This window comes from Shewanella sp. ANA-3, from assembly GCF_000203935.1.
Taxonomy (GTDB): Bacteria; Pseudomonadota; Gammaproteobacteria; order Enterobacterales; family Shewanellaceae; genus Shewanella.
This window is the reverse complement of sequence record NC_008577.1, coordinates 700,847-716,188: the sequence shown is the minus strand read 5'-3', so window position 1 is coordinate 716,188 and position 15,342 is coordinate 700,847. Positions and strand designations below refer to the sequence as shown.

General features: G+C 47.6%; 14 protein-coding genes. All 14 read right to left on the bottom strand.

Going from position 1 to position 15,342, the window contains the following annotated elements; genetic code table 11:
• Positions 1 to 95 precede the first annotated feature (95 nt).
• The 14 genes from SHEWANA3_RS03220 to hfq all read right to left on the bottom strand — a co-directional run bounded on the left by SHEWANA3_RS03220 (position 96) and on the right by hfq (position 15,317).
• The gene (locus tag SHEWANA3_RS03220) at positions 96 to 1,313 is read right to left on the bottom strand and encodes an aspartate aminotransferase family protein (RefSeq protein ID WP_011621411.1); all 1,218 of its coding nucleotides are present in this window, start codon (positions 1,311 to 1,313) and stop codon (positions 96 to 98) included.
• A 308-nt stretch (positions 1,314 to 1,621) separates the two neighbouring features.
• The gene (locus SHEWANA3_RS03215) at positions 1,622 to 2,533 is read right to left on the bottom strand and encodes an alpha/beta hydrolase (RefSeq protein ID WP_011715799.1); all 912 of its coding nucleotides are present in this window, start codon (positions 2,531 to 2,533) and stop codon (positions 1,622 to 1,624) included.
• A 55-nt stretch (positions 2,534 to 2,588) separates the two neighbouring features.
• Positions 2,589 to 3,734 carry an HDOD domain-containing protein gene (locus tag SHEWANA3_RS03210; RefSeq protein WP_011621409.1) on the bottom strand — a complete coding sequence of 382 codons (1,146 nt, stop codon included), beginning with the start codon at positions 3,732 to 3,734 and terminating at the stop codon, positions 2,589 to 2,591.
• Between the two features lie 199 nt (positions 3,735 to 3,933).
• Positions 3,934 to 6,414 (bottom strand): prolyl oligopeptidase family serine peptidase, encoded by a 2,481-nt coding sequence (locus SHEWANA3_RS03205; protein WP_011715798.1) that lies wholly within the window; start codon positions 6,412 to 6,414, stop codon positions 3,934 to 3,936.
• Between the two features lie 455 nt (positions 6,415 to 6,869).
• Positions 6,870 to 7,445 carry an aminodeoxychorismate/anthranilate synthase component II gene (locus SHEWANA3_RS03200; protein WP_011715797.1) on the bottom strand — a complete coding sequence of 192 codons (576 nt, stop codon included), beginning with the start codon at positions 7,443 to 7,445 and terminating at the stop codon, positions 6,870 to 6,872.
• A 155-nt stretch (positions 7,446 to 7,600) separates the two neighbouring features.
• Positions 7,601 to 8,038, bottom strand: a complete 438-nt coding sequence (locus tag SHEWANA3_RS03195; RefSeq protein WP_011715796.1) for a ClpXP protease specificity-enhancing factor — start codon at positions 8,036 to 8,038, stop codon at positions 7,601 to 7,603.
• Positions 8,038 to 8,667 (bottom strand): stringent starvation protein SspA, encoded by a 630-nt coding sequence (gene sspA / locus SHEWANA3_RS03190; protein ID WP_011715795.1) that lies wholly within the window; start codon positions 8,665 to 8,667, stop codon positions 8,038 to 8,040. Before sspA ends, SHEWANA3_RS03195 begins: the two co-directional genes overlap by 1 nt.
• 96 nt (positions 8,668 to 8,763) lie before the next feature.
• Positions 8,764 to 9,462 (bottom strand): cytochrome c1, encoded by a 699-nt coding sequence (locus SHEWANA3_RS03185; RefSeq protein WP_011715794.1) that lies wholly within the window; start codon positions 9,460 to 9,462, stop codon positions 8,764 to 8,766.
• Positions 9,462 to 10,676 carry a cytochrome bc complex cytochrome b subunit gene (locus SHEWANA3_RS03180; RefSeq protein WP_011715793.1) on the bottom strand — a complete coding sequence of 405 codons (1,215 nt, stop codon included), beginning with the start codon at positions 10,674 to 10,676 and terminating at the stop codon, positions 9,462 to 9,464. The genes SHEWANA3_RS03185 and SHEWANA3_RS03180 overlap by 1 nt, the downstream gene beginning before the upstream one ends.
• Positions 10,676 to 11,266, bottom strand: a complete 591-nt coding sequence (gene petA / locus SHEWANA3_RS03175) for a ubiquinol-cytochrome c reductase iron-sulfur subunit (protein WP_011715792.1) — start codon at positions 11,264 to 11,266, stop codon at positions 10,676 to 10,678. Before petA ends, SHEWANA3_RS03180 begins: the two co-directional genes overlap by 1 nt.
• 368 nt (positions 11,267 to 11,634) lie before the next feature.
• On the bottom strand, positions 11,635 to 12,528 hold the full coding sequence (hflC, locus tag SHEWANA3_RS03170; RefSeq protein WP_011715791.1) for a protease modulator HflC: 894 nt from the start codon (positions 12,526 to 12,528) through the stop codon (positions 11,635 to 11,637).
• A gap of 3 nt (positions 12,529 to 12,531) precedes the next feature.
• Complete coding sequence (hflK, locus tag SHEWANA3_RS03165; RefSeq protein ID WP_011715790.1) at positions 12,532 to 13,677, bottom strand: FtsH protease activity modulator HflK; 1,146 nt, start codon at positions 13,675 to 13,677, stop codon at positions 12,532 to 12,534.
• Positions 13,678 to 13,713: 36 nt separating this feature from the next.
• Complete coding sequence (hflX, locus tag SHEWANA3_RS03160) at positions 13,714 to 15,021, bottom strand: ribosome rescue GTPase HflX (RefSeq protein WP_011715789.1); 1,308 nt, start codon at positions 15,019 to 15,021, stop codon at positions 13,714 to 13,716.
• Between the two features lie 23 nt (positions 15,022 to 15,044).
• Positions 15,045 to 15,317 carry an RNA chaperone Hfq gene (gene hfq / locus SHEWANA3_RS03155; protein WP_011070934.1) on the bottom strand — a complete coding sequence of 91 codons (273 nt, stop codon included), beginning with the start codon at positions 15,315 to 15,317 and terminating at the stop codon, positions 15,045 to 15,047.
• Positions 15,318 to 15,342: the final 25 nt, after the last annotated feature.

The window sequence follows — 15,342 nt, the reverse complement described above, 5'->3', positions numbered from 1 at the left end:
ACAAGGCGCCTATCTTGAAAAAGACAGGATGGATGCACGCAAGTATTCCCTGACAAAAAAGGAGTGCGAATAAGATTCAGCACTCCTTTGGTCGCTTAGGCAGCAGCGATGCTCGCCACAGCACGCTCAAAACGTGCTAGGCCTTCTGCAATATCTGCCTCAGGGATCACCAGTGAAGGAGCAAAACGTACCACGTTAGCACCCGCCATCAGGCTCATTAAGCCTTCTGCAACAGACGCTACTAAAAAGTCACGTGAACGACCTTGGTACTGTTCGTTTAGAACCGCCCCTAACAGCAAGCCTTTACCGCGAATTTCAGAGAAAACATGATATTTTTCATTAATTTTGTTCAGACCATCGCGTAATAACTGCTCGCGATGTTTCACACCGTTCAAGACTTCTGGTGTGTTAACCACGTCTAATACCGCGTTACCGATAGCACAAGCTAATGGGTTACCACCGTAGGTTGAACCGTGAGTACCCACTTTCAGGTGCTCAGCAATTTCAGCGGTCGTCAGCATAGCTGCGATCGGGAAACCGCCGCCCAGCGCTTTAGCCGTGGTCAGGATATCCGGCACTATGTCGGTACCCATGTAAGCGTAGAGTTCACCAGTACGGCCAACACCAGTTTGTACTTCGTCGAAAATCACTAGTGCGTTGTGCTTGTTGGCCAGTTCGCGAACCGCTTTTAAGAATGCAGGATCGGCATCGATAATACCGCCCTCACCCTGCAGTGGCTCAAGCATAATGGCGCAGGTTTTATCCGACACGGCCGCTTCTAATGCCGCAACATCGTTATAAGGTAAGTGGGTGATGCTTTGTGGTTTTGGACCAAAACCATCTGAATAAGCCGCTTGACCGCCAACGCTCACGGTGAAGAAAGTACGACCGTGGAAGGCTTTATCGAAGGCGATGATTTCATCTTTCTCTACGCCGAATTTTTCTAAGGCGTAACGACGAGCTAATTTCAGTGCCGCTTCGTTGGCTTCGGCACCAGAGTTAGCAAAATACACACGCTCAGCAAACGTGCTGTTAACCAACTTAGTTGCAAGCTCAAGCGCTGGCTCGTTGGTCATCACGTTAGACAGGTGCCATAATTTTTCGCCTTGCGTTTTTAAGGCATTTACTAAGGCGGGATGACAGTGACCTAAGCAATTTACCGCGATACCGCCGGCAAAATCGATAAATTCGTTACCCTCTTGATCCCATACTCGACTTCCTTCGCCACGTACAGGGATTACGGCAGCAGGCGCATAGTTAGGCACCATAACCGCATCAAACTGGGCACGATTCAACTTCATATCAACGCTCATTCTTCTTCATCCTTTGTTTAAATGTAACGGCCTCGGGAGCCGTCTGAGTCCCCAACGTATCTTTATCTTGAGTTAGTGATACAGGGTATGCTTGTGTCTATTAATAGCCATTATTAGCGAAATTGTGATCAAAATACCAGTTTTTCACAAACAACATTCGCCATGCTTTGGGTCAAAGTGCATAAAGATTGTAGTTTAAGAACTATACAAGCGTTTACACCAGAGGCCTTTAGCATATTTAGTCAGAAAAAAAGTTATTTACCCCTATTTTTGCTAGCTATTCACTGAATATGAATAACTACACAATTTTAACGAATCAGCTGTGAAAGCACAAAATCTGCAATTTGTTCCCTCGCCTCAATCGCTTCTGGCAACAGATGGAACAGGGGAAAAACATGGGGCATGTTGTGATAAAAACGCGATTCTACCACACCACCACAGGCCTTAATTTGCATAACCAGTCGTTCTGAGTCCTGTAAAAGCAACTCGCGCGTACCGGCAATCACTAAGAGTGGCGGCAAGTCAGCCAAGTTCCCCTGCAAAGGCGAAACCCGTTCAGACATAGGATCCGCCCCAGCAAGATAAGCGCCGCGCAGCCGCAAAAGCGACTCAATGGTAAAGAACGGATCGTCCGCCCCTAAAATCAGCTCGGTATCGCCGGTAATGGCTAAATCAAGCGCGGGTGACAACAACACACAGGCTTTAGGCATGGGCAGATGGCGCTTTTTCAGTTCGAGCAGCAGACTCAAGGCTAAATTGCCGCCGGCGGAATCGCCCATCAACACCAGATTATCGCTGCCTTTCAACTCAATTAAGTGCAGGTAAGCCTCGAGCACATCGTCACAGGGCGCGGGATACGGATGCTCCGGCGCTAAACGATAATCTGGGATAAACGTATCGAGGCGACAACGCTCACTGATATCGGCCACCAGTCTTGCGTGGGCATGGGGAGTTTTAAAACAAAATCCGCCGCCTCGAATGTAAAACAGATTGCCCAAACGCGGTGTGTCATTCAGCAGCACATAATGCAACAGGGTAGAATGTTGCAAGGGAATCGAGGCCGTAACGAGTTTTTCGGGCCACGGCAGCCAGCGCTTATCCAGCTCTAATAAGCGTTGCCGTACTTGATTAAGGGGGAGTTTAGCCTTGCCACGGCTGATGGATGGCCGTGCCACATAAGATAAAATAGTATTTAATACAGATGCTTGCCAGCTTGGCATTTCCCGTCCTCCACATCAGTGCCGCAATAGGACACCGATGGGAACGGCGTGCAGATCACAGCAGATCCAACTTCCGATAATTCTGTGCTTTTAGGCGCAGCACTTCCTGTTCGCTCAGCTCGTAATAATCGAACATTAAGCGTTTTTCCTGCGGCTCGATTTGGCGCATCTCCTCGAGCAACAGCACCTTAGCATAACAATTCGCCCGTGCCACTATGGCAGCTGGCATAGAGAGTTCGCGGTAAGTTAAGGTTTGGTCTAGTTCCTTTAACAACAGGGTTAAGGGGCTATGCTCAAACTTCAGTAACTCCAATAGCTGCCAATTGAGTTTGTGCCCGTGAGCCAGCACTTGCTCAAATACCGCCTTGGCCGGAAACTCAGTGGCAATCACCGCATCATACACTTCTTTATCGCGACTCGAGCTGGCCTCGCGGATCCAATTGCCCCAAGTTTTATCAAATAAACGCGCGCTCAAGCTAAGCACAACCGAGGTGCCTAACTGATTCATTAATGCACCACTATAAACTAAGGCTGAGTCAGTATTATGAAGCTGTGCTAACGCATTCGCTGCTATTCCACTGACGATGCTATAGCGCCACAGCTTGCGGGTGGTCCAGAGTAACTTAGCGTTGCCACTGGGCAGCCAATTACGTAGGCAAAAATAAGGAATAATGGTGCGCAGGTTTTCGATGCCAATGTAATTCATCACTAATTTGATATCAGTGACGCGCACATCTGAACTTTGCGGGCGCCGTGCCCGAAATGCCGGGCTATTGACCATATTGGTTAAATCGCGGCATAACCAGCTCAAATTACTGATTAAAGGTCTTAACCGCGTCGCATCTAGGTTTTTGGCCAGCAATAGCTCGAGCAACAGGATCTGTGACTCGTTAATCTCCGACTTAGCCAGCACTAACTCTGGGGATGCCAGTTGATGCTCAATGGCATTATTGACTGTTTCGGTGAGTTGATTTGAGATGGCCTCAAAGACTTCACGGGCCTGAATTTGTTTGAGTAGCCGCGACAGAATCGCCTCTCGCTCGACATCGAGCTTATTGGCATCGGCTTCAAGCTCTCGGTCTAAATCATCCAATAAGGTAGGACCGGCCTTTTGCTTACCGAGAATAAGTTGCTGATAGAGCCTATGTTCTATCTCTATAATTTTGCCGGGTCTAACGCCGCCCGCTACCGATATCGCCACAGTTTATCTTTCCTATCTCGCCCGTGCTAAGTGGCGCGCATACGCTAAAATCGTTAAAAACATGACAATTTCAGCATATAGGTTAAATCTTGGCAATAAGCAAACCGCTTACTATTTAACAGTCCAGATTGGATTCACAGACGCTGAAATTCACACAACAAAAAGGCCTCATATTGAGGCCTTCATATTGTCGCGAGATTTACTTAAGCTCTTGTTCAAACAGCTTATAAATACGGCGATATTCGTCCAACCAGCTCGATGGCTGACGGAAACCATGGGGCTCAACCGGATAAATAGCCGTTTCGAACATAGGTTTTTCCAGCTCGATAAGATGCTGCACCATGCGCACGCTATCTTGGAAGAACACGTTGTCATCCATCACGCCACTCATGATCAGTAGCGGCTTAGTCAGACCTTGGGCATGCTCGATAGGCGAGCTACGCTCGTAGGCGATAGGGTCAACATCCGGTGTGTTTAAAATGTTGGAGGTGTATGGCGCGTTGTAATGTGCCCAATCCGCCACAGGGCGCAATGCCGCACCAGCTTGGAATAATTCCGGCTCAGTAAACAAGGACATAAAGGTTAAGAAGCCACCGTAAGAACCGCCATAAGTACCAACTCGCTTAATATCCACGTTGGCATTTTGGCCCATCCAAGTTACACCGTCTTTTAAGTCTTCAACTTCAGGGTGACCCATGTTGCGATAAATCGCCGTGCGCCAGTCGCGGCCATAGCCTTTAGAACCACGGTAATCCATGTCCATCACCACATAACCTTGTTGAGTCAGTAGGTTGTGGAACATAAACTCACGGAAGTAACCACTGAAACCATAATCGGCATTCTGTAAGTAGCCCGCACCATGGTTGAAGATAACGGCGGGGTATTTCTCGGCGCGGGATTTGTCGTAACCCTGCGGCAAATAAACCCGCGCATACACTTGGCCAGCGCCATGGTTTGAAGGAACTGCAACCACTTCAGGCGCTTGCCATGGATATTGCTTAAAGGCATCGCTGGTGTATGACGTGAGCTGTTTTAACTCACCGCCAATCGGCTGAACATACAGCTCATTCGGCTCTGTACGGCGAGACGCATTCAGCAGCAGCTTAGTGCCATCGGGGCTTAAACTGTAATCTAAGTTACCGTCCCACTGGGTTAATTGCTCATTTTTGCCCGAAGCGATATTCACACGATGAACATTGTAAATGCCAGGGTGGCTTTGGTTAGCCTTGTAGTAGATGTAGTTTGCATCGGGCGATAGAGTAATATCGCTCACCACAAACTTACCTTGAGTCAAGGCGCGGGGCTTTTCGCCACGGGCCTTGATATAAAGCTGGGAATAGCCTGTTTCTTCAGAGAGATAATACAGGGCGTCTGTTCCAGGTAACCAACCAAATTGGTTATAGTCGTAGTTCACCCAAGCATCATCATGGAGGCGGTGCTCGGTGATAAACTTGCCCTTTGCCAGATCGACACTGGCAATCCAGCGATCTTTGTTATCGGTCGCTTCGACCATCACCGCCAGCTTGTCCTCAGACTCATGCCATTGAATCGCACTTTGAGTCCAGCCCCAATCCTGCATCAGCTGGATTTTACGGGGAGCCTTAGTGCTTTGATACGACTCACCTTTTGCCTTGGCGTTTTCAGTCTTCACCTTAGCTAAAACGTCCTCATCGAAGCCTGTTAAGCCTTCGATAGTCACATCGATCTGTTTATGCTCATTGAGATCGAGCACCACAAAGCGTTGTCCCGGAGGCGTATCTTCTGCAACACGGGCGCGGACTGGTACAGGGTCGATATAGCCTTCGCTACCGAGGTAGTTTGGCATGATGTCGTGTTCACTGCTGCCGGTGTAGTTTTTATCGGTTAAGGCCACAAACAGATAGCGACCGTCTGGCGACAGACTCAGCTCAGACACCACCTCGGCATCACCGAGATACCAAGTGTTGGCGGCGAGGGTCGGATCGCTCTTTTGCAGCTCGTTCTTAAACTGTTCTTTGGCTTTGGCATTTTCTTGCTGCAGAGCAACATATTGAATGAGTCTGTGCTGCTGCTTGGCTAAGTAGCTGCTCGGCTCTTTCACGCCCTCGGGCGCTTTCGCCATTTTGATTTCAGCCAACTGCTCCACTAATCCACTGTCTTGATGGATTTGGAAAACATTATCCCCTTGCCAATAGGCGATATCGCCATTGTTGAGGTAACGCAGGCCACTGATCGCCGTGCGCTGGCGGGTAAGCTGGGTGATTTTGCCTGAGCTTAAATGCTTAACAAAAATATTGCCTTGATAGAGATAGGCCTTGTTGGCCTTAGCACTGTCTAACACACCAAATTGTTGGTCCGCCGCGTGTAGTTTATCGATGGCCAGTTCAACGGCGCGGCTGTCATTAATACCCTGCTGATAGTAATTCCGTAGCGGCGACGCGCTGGGTTGACGGGCAAAGAAAACACTCTGACTGTCATCGCTCCAGTAGGCTTCCTTGGCGAAAATCCCCATCCAATCGGGGTTCGCCATAATTTGGTTCAGCGTAAGGGATTGTGAAACTTGGGGAGGCAGAGCTAAAGGGACTTGATATGCCTGTGGTGTGGTCGCGGGAGTCGCCGTTTCAGTTGAGGTGGCGGCGCAACTCGTCAATACCGCAACGGCTAACGCACTTAAACCCAAATTTCGCATTACGCTGTTCATTCGTCCTTCCTTTTATTGTTATCGCAGCCCTAGCAACACTATGGAGTAGCCTCCAACGCGAGTGGGCAAGCGTCGTTTTGCGGCAGTTATATCACACTTGGACGACATATTTGCTTAAAAGGAGGAGAAATCTTGTAACAAAGCTTAGGGCGTGTTGACGTTTCGAGGTTGAATTTTGTTCGTTCTGGCAAGCTCATGCTCGCGAAACGAGGAATGAAGTGTAGTTATTCTACTCAAATGACGAGCTCCTCTTATGACCGGAAGTAAGCTCAAGGGCTTGCCAGACGACCCCTTCGGGCAGCATTTGGCGGACGTTTCTGCCGCGTTATCGTCCGTTTATGTAGAATAACTACACTACACGGACTTTGCCTTGCATAAACGCCCACCAAATTGCTGCAAAAACACCCCTGAAACGTCAACACGCCCTAGAGCTGAATAGATCTTTTGGATTTAATCTAAGCCGATTGCGACAAGAAATTTGCCAACAATTCATGGCCTTGCTCGGTCAAAATTGATTCGGGGTGAAATTGCACGCCAAAGAGTGGCAGCTGCTTATGGCTCATGGCCATGATTTCGCGACCATGGGTTGGGTCGTCAAACCAAGCGTCCAGCACAAATCCCTCAGGGATAGCATCGACCAGCAGTGAATGGTAGCGGGTGACAGTTAATGGCTGATTTAAGCCTTTAAACAGGCGCTCGCCAGTATGGCCAATTGTACTGACTTTGCCATGCATCACACGCTGCGCTCGCACAACCTTGGCGCCAAACACCTGCGCCATAGCTTGATGCCCTAAACACACACCCAGGATGGGTAAACGATCGGCAAAATGCTCAATCGCCGCGAGGGAAATCCCCGCCTCATTAGGCGAACAGGGGCCAGGAGAGATGACTAAATGGCTCGGTGCCAGCGCCTCGATTTCCGCTAAGCTGATTTCATCATTGCGTTTAACCACGATCTCTTGCCCTAACTGCTGAAAATACTGCACTAAGTTAAAGGTGAAAGAGTCGTAATTGTCGATCATTAGCAACATACAAAATCCATTGGCTCAAATGGTAAGTCGATGCACTCCACGGCTGAAATGCGGCGCAAATGCTACCACAGGCCTTTGCGCGGATTAAACTTTTATCCAATAAAAAGCCAGTCGATAGACTGGCTTTCAAGAGTATAGAACAGGGTGCAAGTAACCTATTTAACTAAGGTTAAATGACTGCGACGCTTAGGCGGCTCATCCGTTGGTTCGGTTGGCTTCTCGTTTGTCTCGATAACAGACAAGGTCGATTCGGCTTCTTCTTCGACTAAGTACGCATCTTCAATATCGAAGACAGTCCCTGCACCATTTTCACGGGCGTAAATGGCCACAATCGAGGCCATTGGCAATAATACCTGTTGAGGTACACCACCGAAACGCGCATTGAACTCCACAAATTCATTACCAATTTGCAAATTGCCCACCGCGCTGGCCGCGATATTTAATACGATCTGGCCATCCTTCACGTACTGCTGTGGTACTTGGGTGCCTTTCACAAAGGCATCCACGACAACGTGAGGCGTTAATTGGTTGTCCATCAACCAATCGTAGTAAGCCCTGAGTAAATAAGGACGATTTGGAGTCAACGCTTTCATTACATTCCCATGCGCATTTCGCGTTCAGCTTCAGTCAACGAAGCTTTAAATGATTCACGCTCGAAAATACGTGTCATGTAGGCTTTGATGTCTTTCGCTACGCGGCTGTCTAACTCGATACCTAATACAGGTAAACGCCATAATAATGGGCCGAGGTAGCAATCCGCTAAACCGAATTCTTCGCTCATAAAGTAAGGCATTTCACCAAATACTGGCGCGATTGAAAGTAAGCTTTCAGTCAGTTCTTTACGGGCCGCTTCGGCGCGATCGCCTTTGCGAATACGGTCAACGAGTGAATACCAGTCAGTATCGATGCGGTGCATCATCAAACGGCTTTGGCCGCGAGATACTGGGTAAACAGGCATCAACGGCGGATGAGGGAAACGTTCATCCAAGTATTCCATGATGATACGTGATTCATACAGAACGAGTTCACGATCTAATAAGGTTGGCACTGAGTTATAAGGATTTACTTCAAGTAAATCTTCAGGCATTTCGTTTGGGTCGACCTGTAAAACATCAACAGTAACCCCTTTCTCAGCTAACACGATACGCACTTGATGGCTATACAGATCATCAGCACCTGAAAACAGTGTCATGACAGAGCGTTTGTTGGCAGCAACAGCCATTGATACCCTCCAGAGTCGAAATAAAACAAAAGTAAACGAGGGGCAAAGCCCCCCGTTTACACTATGCGGATACTATATTTTACCCGTTATTGGTGCCTAGTGTACATCTTTCCAGTACTCTTTCTTCAAGAGGTAGGCCACAATAAAGAAGATAAACAGGAATCCAAGTACCCACCAACCTAAAGCTTGACGCTCTAACTTAACAGGTTCAGCCGAATAGACTAAGAAGCCAGTGATATCACGAACTGCTTGGTCATACTCTTCTGCATTTAACTTACCACCAGAGACCACAATAGTGCCATCTTCTTGCTTAACAGGTGTGCCTTGCAGTTCTTCAAGAACGTGTGGCATACCCACAGATGGGAAGACAGTGTTGTTTACGCCGAATGGACGGCTTGGGTCTTTGTAGAAGCCCTTGAGGTATGAATACACCCAATCTTCGCCACGAACACGTGCGACTAAGGTTAAGTCTGGTGGTGTTGCACCGAACCACTTAGCTGCATCTTTGTGTGGAATTGCGTTTTGCATCAGTTCACCGATTTTGGCATCGGTAAACATGTACTTGCTACGCATATCATCGGCTGAAATACCGATATCGTTCGCCACACGCTCATAGCGTTGATACTGAGTGCTGTGACAACCAGAGCAATAGTGTTGGAACATGTCCAGACCACGCTCTAAAGAAGCCTTATCATGCAGATCAACATTGGCTTTTTCTAAATGTACATTGTGTCCACTCGCGGCCATTGCCAGCGTCGGGATCAATGTAACTAATGCAATCAGTAATTTTTTCATTAGTGTGTCAACCTCGCTGGAACAGGCTTAGTTTTCTCATTTTTGCTGTATAACCACAGTAATAAGAAGTAGCCGAAATACGTCACAGTGAAGATACGTGCAACAATAGTCAGCTCTGGTGTTGCAGGTACAGCGCCTAAGTAACCTAAGACGATGAACGATACAGCGAACTGAGCGATGTTCAATTTGTGCAGCGTGCTGCGGTAGCGAATTGACTTCACTTTACAACGGTCTAACCAAGGCAATACGAACAGTACTGCAATCGACAGACCCATCATTACCACACCGCCCAATTTATCGGGAACAGCACGTAAGATGGCGTAGAACGGAGTGAAGTACCACACAGGTGCAATGTGCTCTGGGGTCTTCATTGGGTTAGCCGCTTCAAAGTTTGGCTTCTCAAGGAAGTAACCGCCGCCTTCTGGGATGAAGAACAGCACGTAACAGAACACGATCAGGAAGCCCGCAACACCCATAATGTCTTTAACTGTGTAGTATGGGTGGAATGGAATACCATCAACTGGCCAGCCATTCTCGTCTTTGTTCTTCTTGATTTCGATACCGTCTGGGTTGTTTGAACCCACTTCGTGCAGCGCGATTAAGTGTAAGAACACTAAAACCACTAACACTAATGGCAGTGCGATAACGTGCAGAGCGAAGAAACGGTTCAGTGTCGCGCCAGAGATCACGTAGTCACCACGGATCCACAGGGTTAAGTCATCACCGATAACAGGGATAGCACCGAACAGAGAAATAATTACCTGCGCGCCCCAGTAAGACATTTGTCCCCATGGTAGCAAGTAACCCATAAAGGCTTCAGCCATCAGCACGAGGAAAATCAACATACCGAATAGCCACAGCAGTTCTCTAGGTTTTTGATATGAACCGTAAATCAGACCACGGAACATATGTAAGTAGATCACCACGAAGAATGCAGACGCACCCGTTGAGTGCATATAACGCAATAACCAGCCGTACTCTACGTCACGCATGATGTATTCAACAGAGGCGAACGCACCTTCTGCTGTTGGTACATAGTTCATGGTCAACCAAATACCCGTCAGTAATTGGTTAACCAATACCAACATGGCTAATGAACCGAAGAAGTACCAGAAGTTAAAGTTAGTTGGCGTCGCATACTGACCCACGTGACGGTTATAAGTCGCCGTCATTGGGATACGCGCATCGATCCAATTAATTAAATTCTTAACCATTACGCCACTCCTTTATCTACACCGATGATAACGGTGCCATCATCAACGTATTGATGTGGAGGGATAACTAGGTTCAATGGAGCTGGAACGCCTTGGAATACGCGGCCCGCCATATCGAACTTAGAACCATGACATGGACAGAAGAAACCAGAAGTCACGCCTTGAACTTGCTCACCAAATGAATCTGGTAAATAAGTTGGTGAACATCCTAGGTGGGTACAAATACCGACGGCAATAAAATACTCTGGCTTAATAGAACGCAGAGGATTTGTTGCATATTCAGGTTGTTGCATTTCTGCAGACGCTGGATCTCTTAGCTTATCGTCGTGTGTTGGCAGTTCATTAATCACTGCTTCTGTGCGACGGACAACCCATACAGGTTTACCACGCCATTCAACACGGATCAGCTGACCTGGCTCAATTTTACTGATATTTACTTCTACCGGCGCACCTGCAGCTTTCGCCTTGGCACTCGGATTCCATGACTTGATGAAAGGAACCGCTACAGCGACGGCACCAGCACCACCTACTACGGCGGTTGCGGCTGTCAGGAATCTGCGACGTCCGGTATCGACTGGCGCATTGCTCATCCACTTATCTCCCAGAGGGTGTTGGAATTTTTGTTTTTCAAAGACTTTCTGCCACCTAGTTATCACCATGGGCAAAAATCGAAGTTTGAAGCGGGGCTCATTATAGCTAAAAATTAGAAGCAGATCATAGTGAAAACACTCAACTAAGTTAGGGAGATTGCGTGTTTTTTAAAAAATGGACAAAAAAAGCACAATTATTAAGCGATTTTAATCGTTTTGATATACTTTTTGAGCAAATGGACTGTGAGGTCGGCATAATCCATGCATTGCTAATATAACTCCAACTCCCATTTTGTCACTTTACATTTTCCTGCAGATAAAAAAATGGGCCCTGTTTTCAGGACCCATTTCAATACACTATTGATTGCTTACTTCTTAGGTGAAGTGCTCTTCATATATTTGAAGAACTCGCTATCAGGTTCTAATACCATGACGTCAGAGTTACCGGAGAAACTCGCACGGTAAGCATCTAAGCTACGTAAGAAGCTGAAAAACTCGGGATCTTTACTGTAAGCATCAGAATAAATTTTCGCGGCTTGCGCATCACCTTCACCGCGGATGGTTAAGGCTTTACGCTCGGCTTCGGCAATCTTCACGGTCACGTTGGCATCAATGGTCGCACGGATAATTTCAGACTGCTCTTTACCCTGTGCTCTATGCTCTTTAGCAACCGCTTGACGCTCGGCACGCATACGTTGGTAAATACTGTTACTCACGTTTGCAGGTAGGTTGATTTGCTTCACACGCACATCAACCACTTCAATACCTAAGTCTTTAGCGCTTTCAGAGGCGTTTTCTAACGCATCATTTTGCAGCTCATCGCGTTTACCAGAAACGATTTCTTTGATAGTGCGGCGACCAAACTCGGTACGTAAGTCGTTGTTGATCTTACGTTGTAGTAAGGTCTCGGCATTCGACTTAATACCACCGTTAGTGGAGAGGTAGTATTTTTCGAAGTCGAAAATACGCCACTTCACATAGGAGTCGACCATCAAATCTTTCTTCTCAGAGGTGACGAAACGATCCGCTGCACCATCTAAGGTTTGGATACGCGCATCGAGTAACTTCACTTTATCGATCACCGGCACTTTAAAGTGTATGCCAGGGGCGAAAACGCGGGTCACTGGTTTGCCGTCAACCTTGTCTTTAACGATTTCACCGAAACGCGCCACAATCGCACGTTCGCCTTCGTTAACCACCATCACAGATGACAGACCTATGCCTAATACGATGGCAATCAGAACAATACTTAATCTACCCATGGATTACTCCCTCCCTTGGCGAGCACGGTCCTCGCGAGAAGGGCGTCCACTCAAAGGCTCACCAATGCGAGTCGTTGACATAGATGAAGAATTGACGTTCTGCTGAGCCTTATGCTCAACCTCTGGCGTAGTCACAGGCTTCTCTTTCATTAACTTGTCTAAAGGCAAATACATTAAATTGCCATTGTTCTTCGCGTCGATCAGTACCTTGTTGGTATCTGTCATCACCTGTTGCATTGCATCGAGATACAAACGCTTGCGGGTCACTTCAGGTGCCGCTTGGTACTCAGGCAACAGTAACTCGAAACGAGCCACTTTACCGCGAGCTTCAAGAATTTCACGCTCTTTATAGGCATTCGCTTGTTGCGCCATACGCTCAACTTCACCGCGCGCTTTAGGCTCAACTTCACGGGCATAAGCTTCGGCTTCACGGATAAAGCGTTGTTCGTCTTCTTGTGCCGCAATCGCATCGTCGAAAGCATCTTTCACTTCTTCAGGTGGACGCGCAGGCAAAAAGTTAACGTCAACAATGGCTAAGCCTAATTTGTACGGCTCAATGATGCGCTCGAGTTCTTTCCAAGTATCGCGACGAATCGCATCACGACCCGTGGTCAGAATATCGTCCATCTTGTTGTGGCCGATAACATAACGCAGCGCACTGTCTGTGGCTTCGCGTAAGCTGGCATTCGCATCAACGGCACTGAACAGATAAGAATACGCATCAAGAATACGATACTGTACGTCCAGCTCGACCTTCACGACGTTTTCATCTGAGGTCAACATGCTGCCAGAAGCAGGAATGGAGCGAACAGATTGCACATCAACGGGATAAATCTGGTCTATAAACGTAGCCTTCCAATGCAGACCAGGTCCCACCTCACCAATGTGCTGACCAAAACGCAGCGCAACACCACGCTCAGCTTCTTTAATGGTGTAAAAACCCGAGAGTCCCCAAACAACAAAAGCGATGGCAAGAATGATGATTAAGCTGAACGAACTAAAGCTCTGGCCTGATGAGCCATTGCCTTTGCCGCCAAAGCGTTTTGAAAGATTACGAAAAACCTCATCAAGGTCTGGTGGTCCTTTGTCGTTACCACCTTTATTTCCCCAAGGATCATTACCCTTGTTACCGGGCTCGTTCCAAGCCATTTAGCACTCCATAAGTGGATGAAATAAATTAGATTATTAACAAACAGCCTTTTCTGTCGACGGATCGAAGATAAAGGTTTCTAACTCACCCTGACTCTGTTTAGCTAATCGGCGCCAATCGGCATCCGATAAACGAACAGACAAAATACAGTTCCCCAGATCGTCGTACTCTTTCTGCTGTATCGCATCCAGTCGATAAAACTGGCCAAGATAATGTCCAGCAGTAGCCGGAATCTTAAGTGTAAACTCATGAATGACTTCACCAATCAACTCGGTGATTGCCTTCAGGAGCAGATCAAATCCCAAACGTTTTTGTGCCGAAAGCCAGACGCGCACGGGCTTACCGTGTTCATCGTATTCGATGCGCGGCGTGACATCCTCAAGCAGGTCGATTTTATTACAAACGACCAACTGCATCACTTCGGCTGCATCGATATCTTCGAGCACGTTTTGCACCTGCTCGAAGTTATCCGCCATGTTTTCATCAGCACAATCAACGATATGCAGCAATAAATCCGCTTGACGCGTTTCCTGCAGTGTTGCCTTGAACGCGGCAACCAGATCGTGTGGTAAATGGCGAATAAAACCTACAGTGTCCGCTAAAATCACGGCACCGTCGGGCAGATCTAACTTTCTCAATGTGGGATCGAGTGTGGCAAATAGCTGGTCGGCTGCATAAACATCAGATGAGGTTAAGGCATTAAACAGCGTTGACTTGCCCGCGTTGGTATAACCCACTAATGAGACTGTTGGCATGTCACTACGCTTACGGGCGCGGCGACTCTGCTCACGTTGTTTATCAACACGCTCTAAGCGTTTATTGATATTTTTAATACGGCCCCTGAGCAAACGTCTATCGGTTTCTAGCTGGGTTTCACCCGGACCGCGTAAACCGATACCACCTTTTTGGCGCTCAAGGTGAGTCCAACCACGCACAAGACGCGTCGACATGTGGCGCAATTGCGCTAGCTCCACCTGTAACTTACCTTCATGGGTCCGAGCACGTTGAGCGAAAATATCCAAGATCAGCGTGGTTCGGTCCAATACACGGCACTGACACACCTGTTCAAGGTTTCGCTCTTGAGCAGGACTCAAGGCGTGATTGAAAATAACCACATTCGCCTCGGTCGCAGCCACTAATGCAGCTAACTCCTCGGCTTTACCAGAACCAATAAAAAACTTACGGTCTGGTGAGCGTCGACTTCCAGTAATGACCCCGACTGAGCGTGCTCCAGCTGACTCGACTAATAGCTGTAACTCGACTAAGTCTTCCCGGCGTTCCTCATCGGAAAAGTCGATATGGACAAGAACCGCTGTTTCTCCCGCCTCATAACGATCAAACAAGAAGCAAACTCCTCAATTAAAACTTATTCGCCACTTGGCATATCATCTTGCGCGCCATAACCGCCCTGGGCATTTTGATGGCCAGCAACGTTAAATGGACGAGCAGGTACTACGGTAGAAATAGCGTGTTTGTAAACCATTTGGCTCACTGTGTTTTTCAACAGAATGACAAACTGATCAAACGACTCTACCTGTCCTTGGAGTTTAATGCCGTTTACCAAGTAAATTGATACAGGAACGCGCTCGCGGCGTAGTGCGTTCAAAAATGGGTCTTGTAAAGATTGCCCCTTAGCCATTTTATTATTTCCTTTTTAATTTATA

Excerpts from the sequence above, each read along its gene's own strand:
- SHEWANA3_RS03220 (WP_011621411.1), bottom strand. The coding sequence starts at position 1,313 with ATGAGCGTTGATATGAAGTTGAATCGTGCCCAGTTTGATGCGGTTATG.
- SHEWANA3_RS03215 (WP_011715799.1), bottom strand. The coding sequence starts at position 2,533 with ATGCCAAGCTGGCAAGCATCTGTATTAAATACTATTTTATCTTATGTG.
- SHEWANA3_RS03205 (WP_011715798.1), bottom strand. The coding sequence starts at position 6,414 with ATGAACAGCGTAATGCGAAATTTGGGTTTAAGTGCGTTAGCCGTTGCG.
- SHEWANA3_RS03200 (WP_011715797.1), bottom strand. The coding sequence starts at position 7,445 with ATGTTGCTAATGATCGACAATTACGACTCTTTCACCTTTAACTTAGTG.
- SHEWANA3_RS03195 (WP_011715796.1), bottom strand. The coding sequence starts at position 8,038 with ATGAAAGCGTTGACTCCAAATCGTCCTTATTTACTCAGGGCTTACTAC.
- sspA (WP_011715795.1), bottom strand. The coding sequence starts at position 8,667 with ATGGCTGTTGCTGCCAACAAACGCTCTGTCATGACACTGTTTTCAGGT.
- SHEWANA3_RS03185 (WP_011715794.1), bottom strand. The coding sequence starts at position 9,462 with ATGAAAAAATTACTGATTGCATTAGTTACATTGATCCCGACGCTGGCA.
- SHEWANA3_RS03180 (WP_011715793.1), bottom strand. The coding sequence starts at position 10,676 with ATGGTTAAGAATTTAATTAATTGGATCGATGCGCGTATCCCAATGACG.
- petA (WP_011715792.1), bottom strand. The coding sequence starts at position 11,266 with ATGAGCAATGCGCCAGTCGATACCGGACGTCGCAGATTCCTGACAGCC.
- hflC (WP_011715791.1), bottom strand. The coding sequence starts at position 12,528 with ATGGGTAGATTAAGTATTGTTCTGATTGCCATCGTATTAGGCATAGGT.
- hflK (WP_011715790.1), bottom strand. The coding sequence starts at position 13,677 with ATGGCTTGGAACGAGCCCGGTAACAAGGGTAATGATCCTTGGGGAAAT.
- hfq (WP_011070934.1), bottom strand. The coding sequence starts at position 15,317 with ATGGCTAAGGGGCAATCTTTACAAGACCCATTTTTGAACGCACTACGC.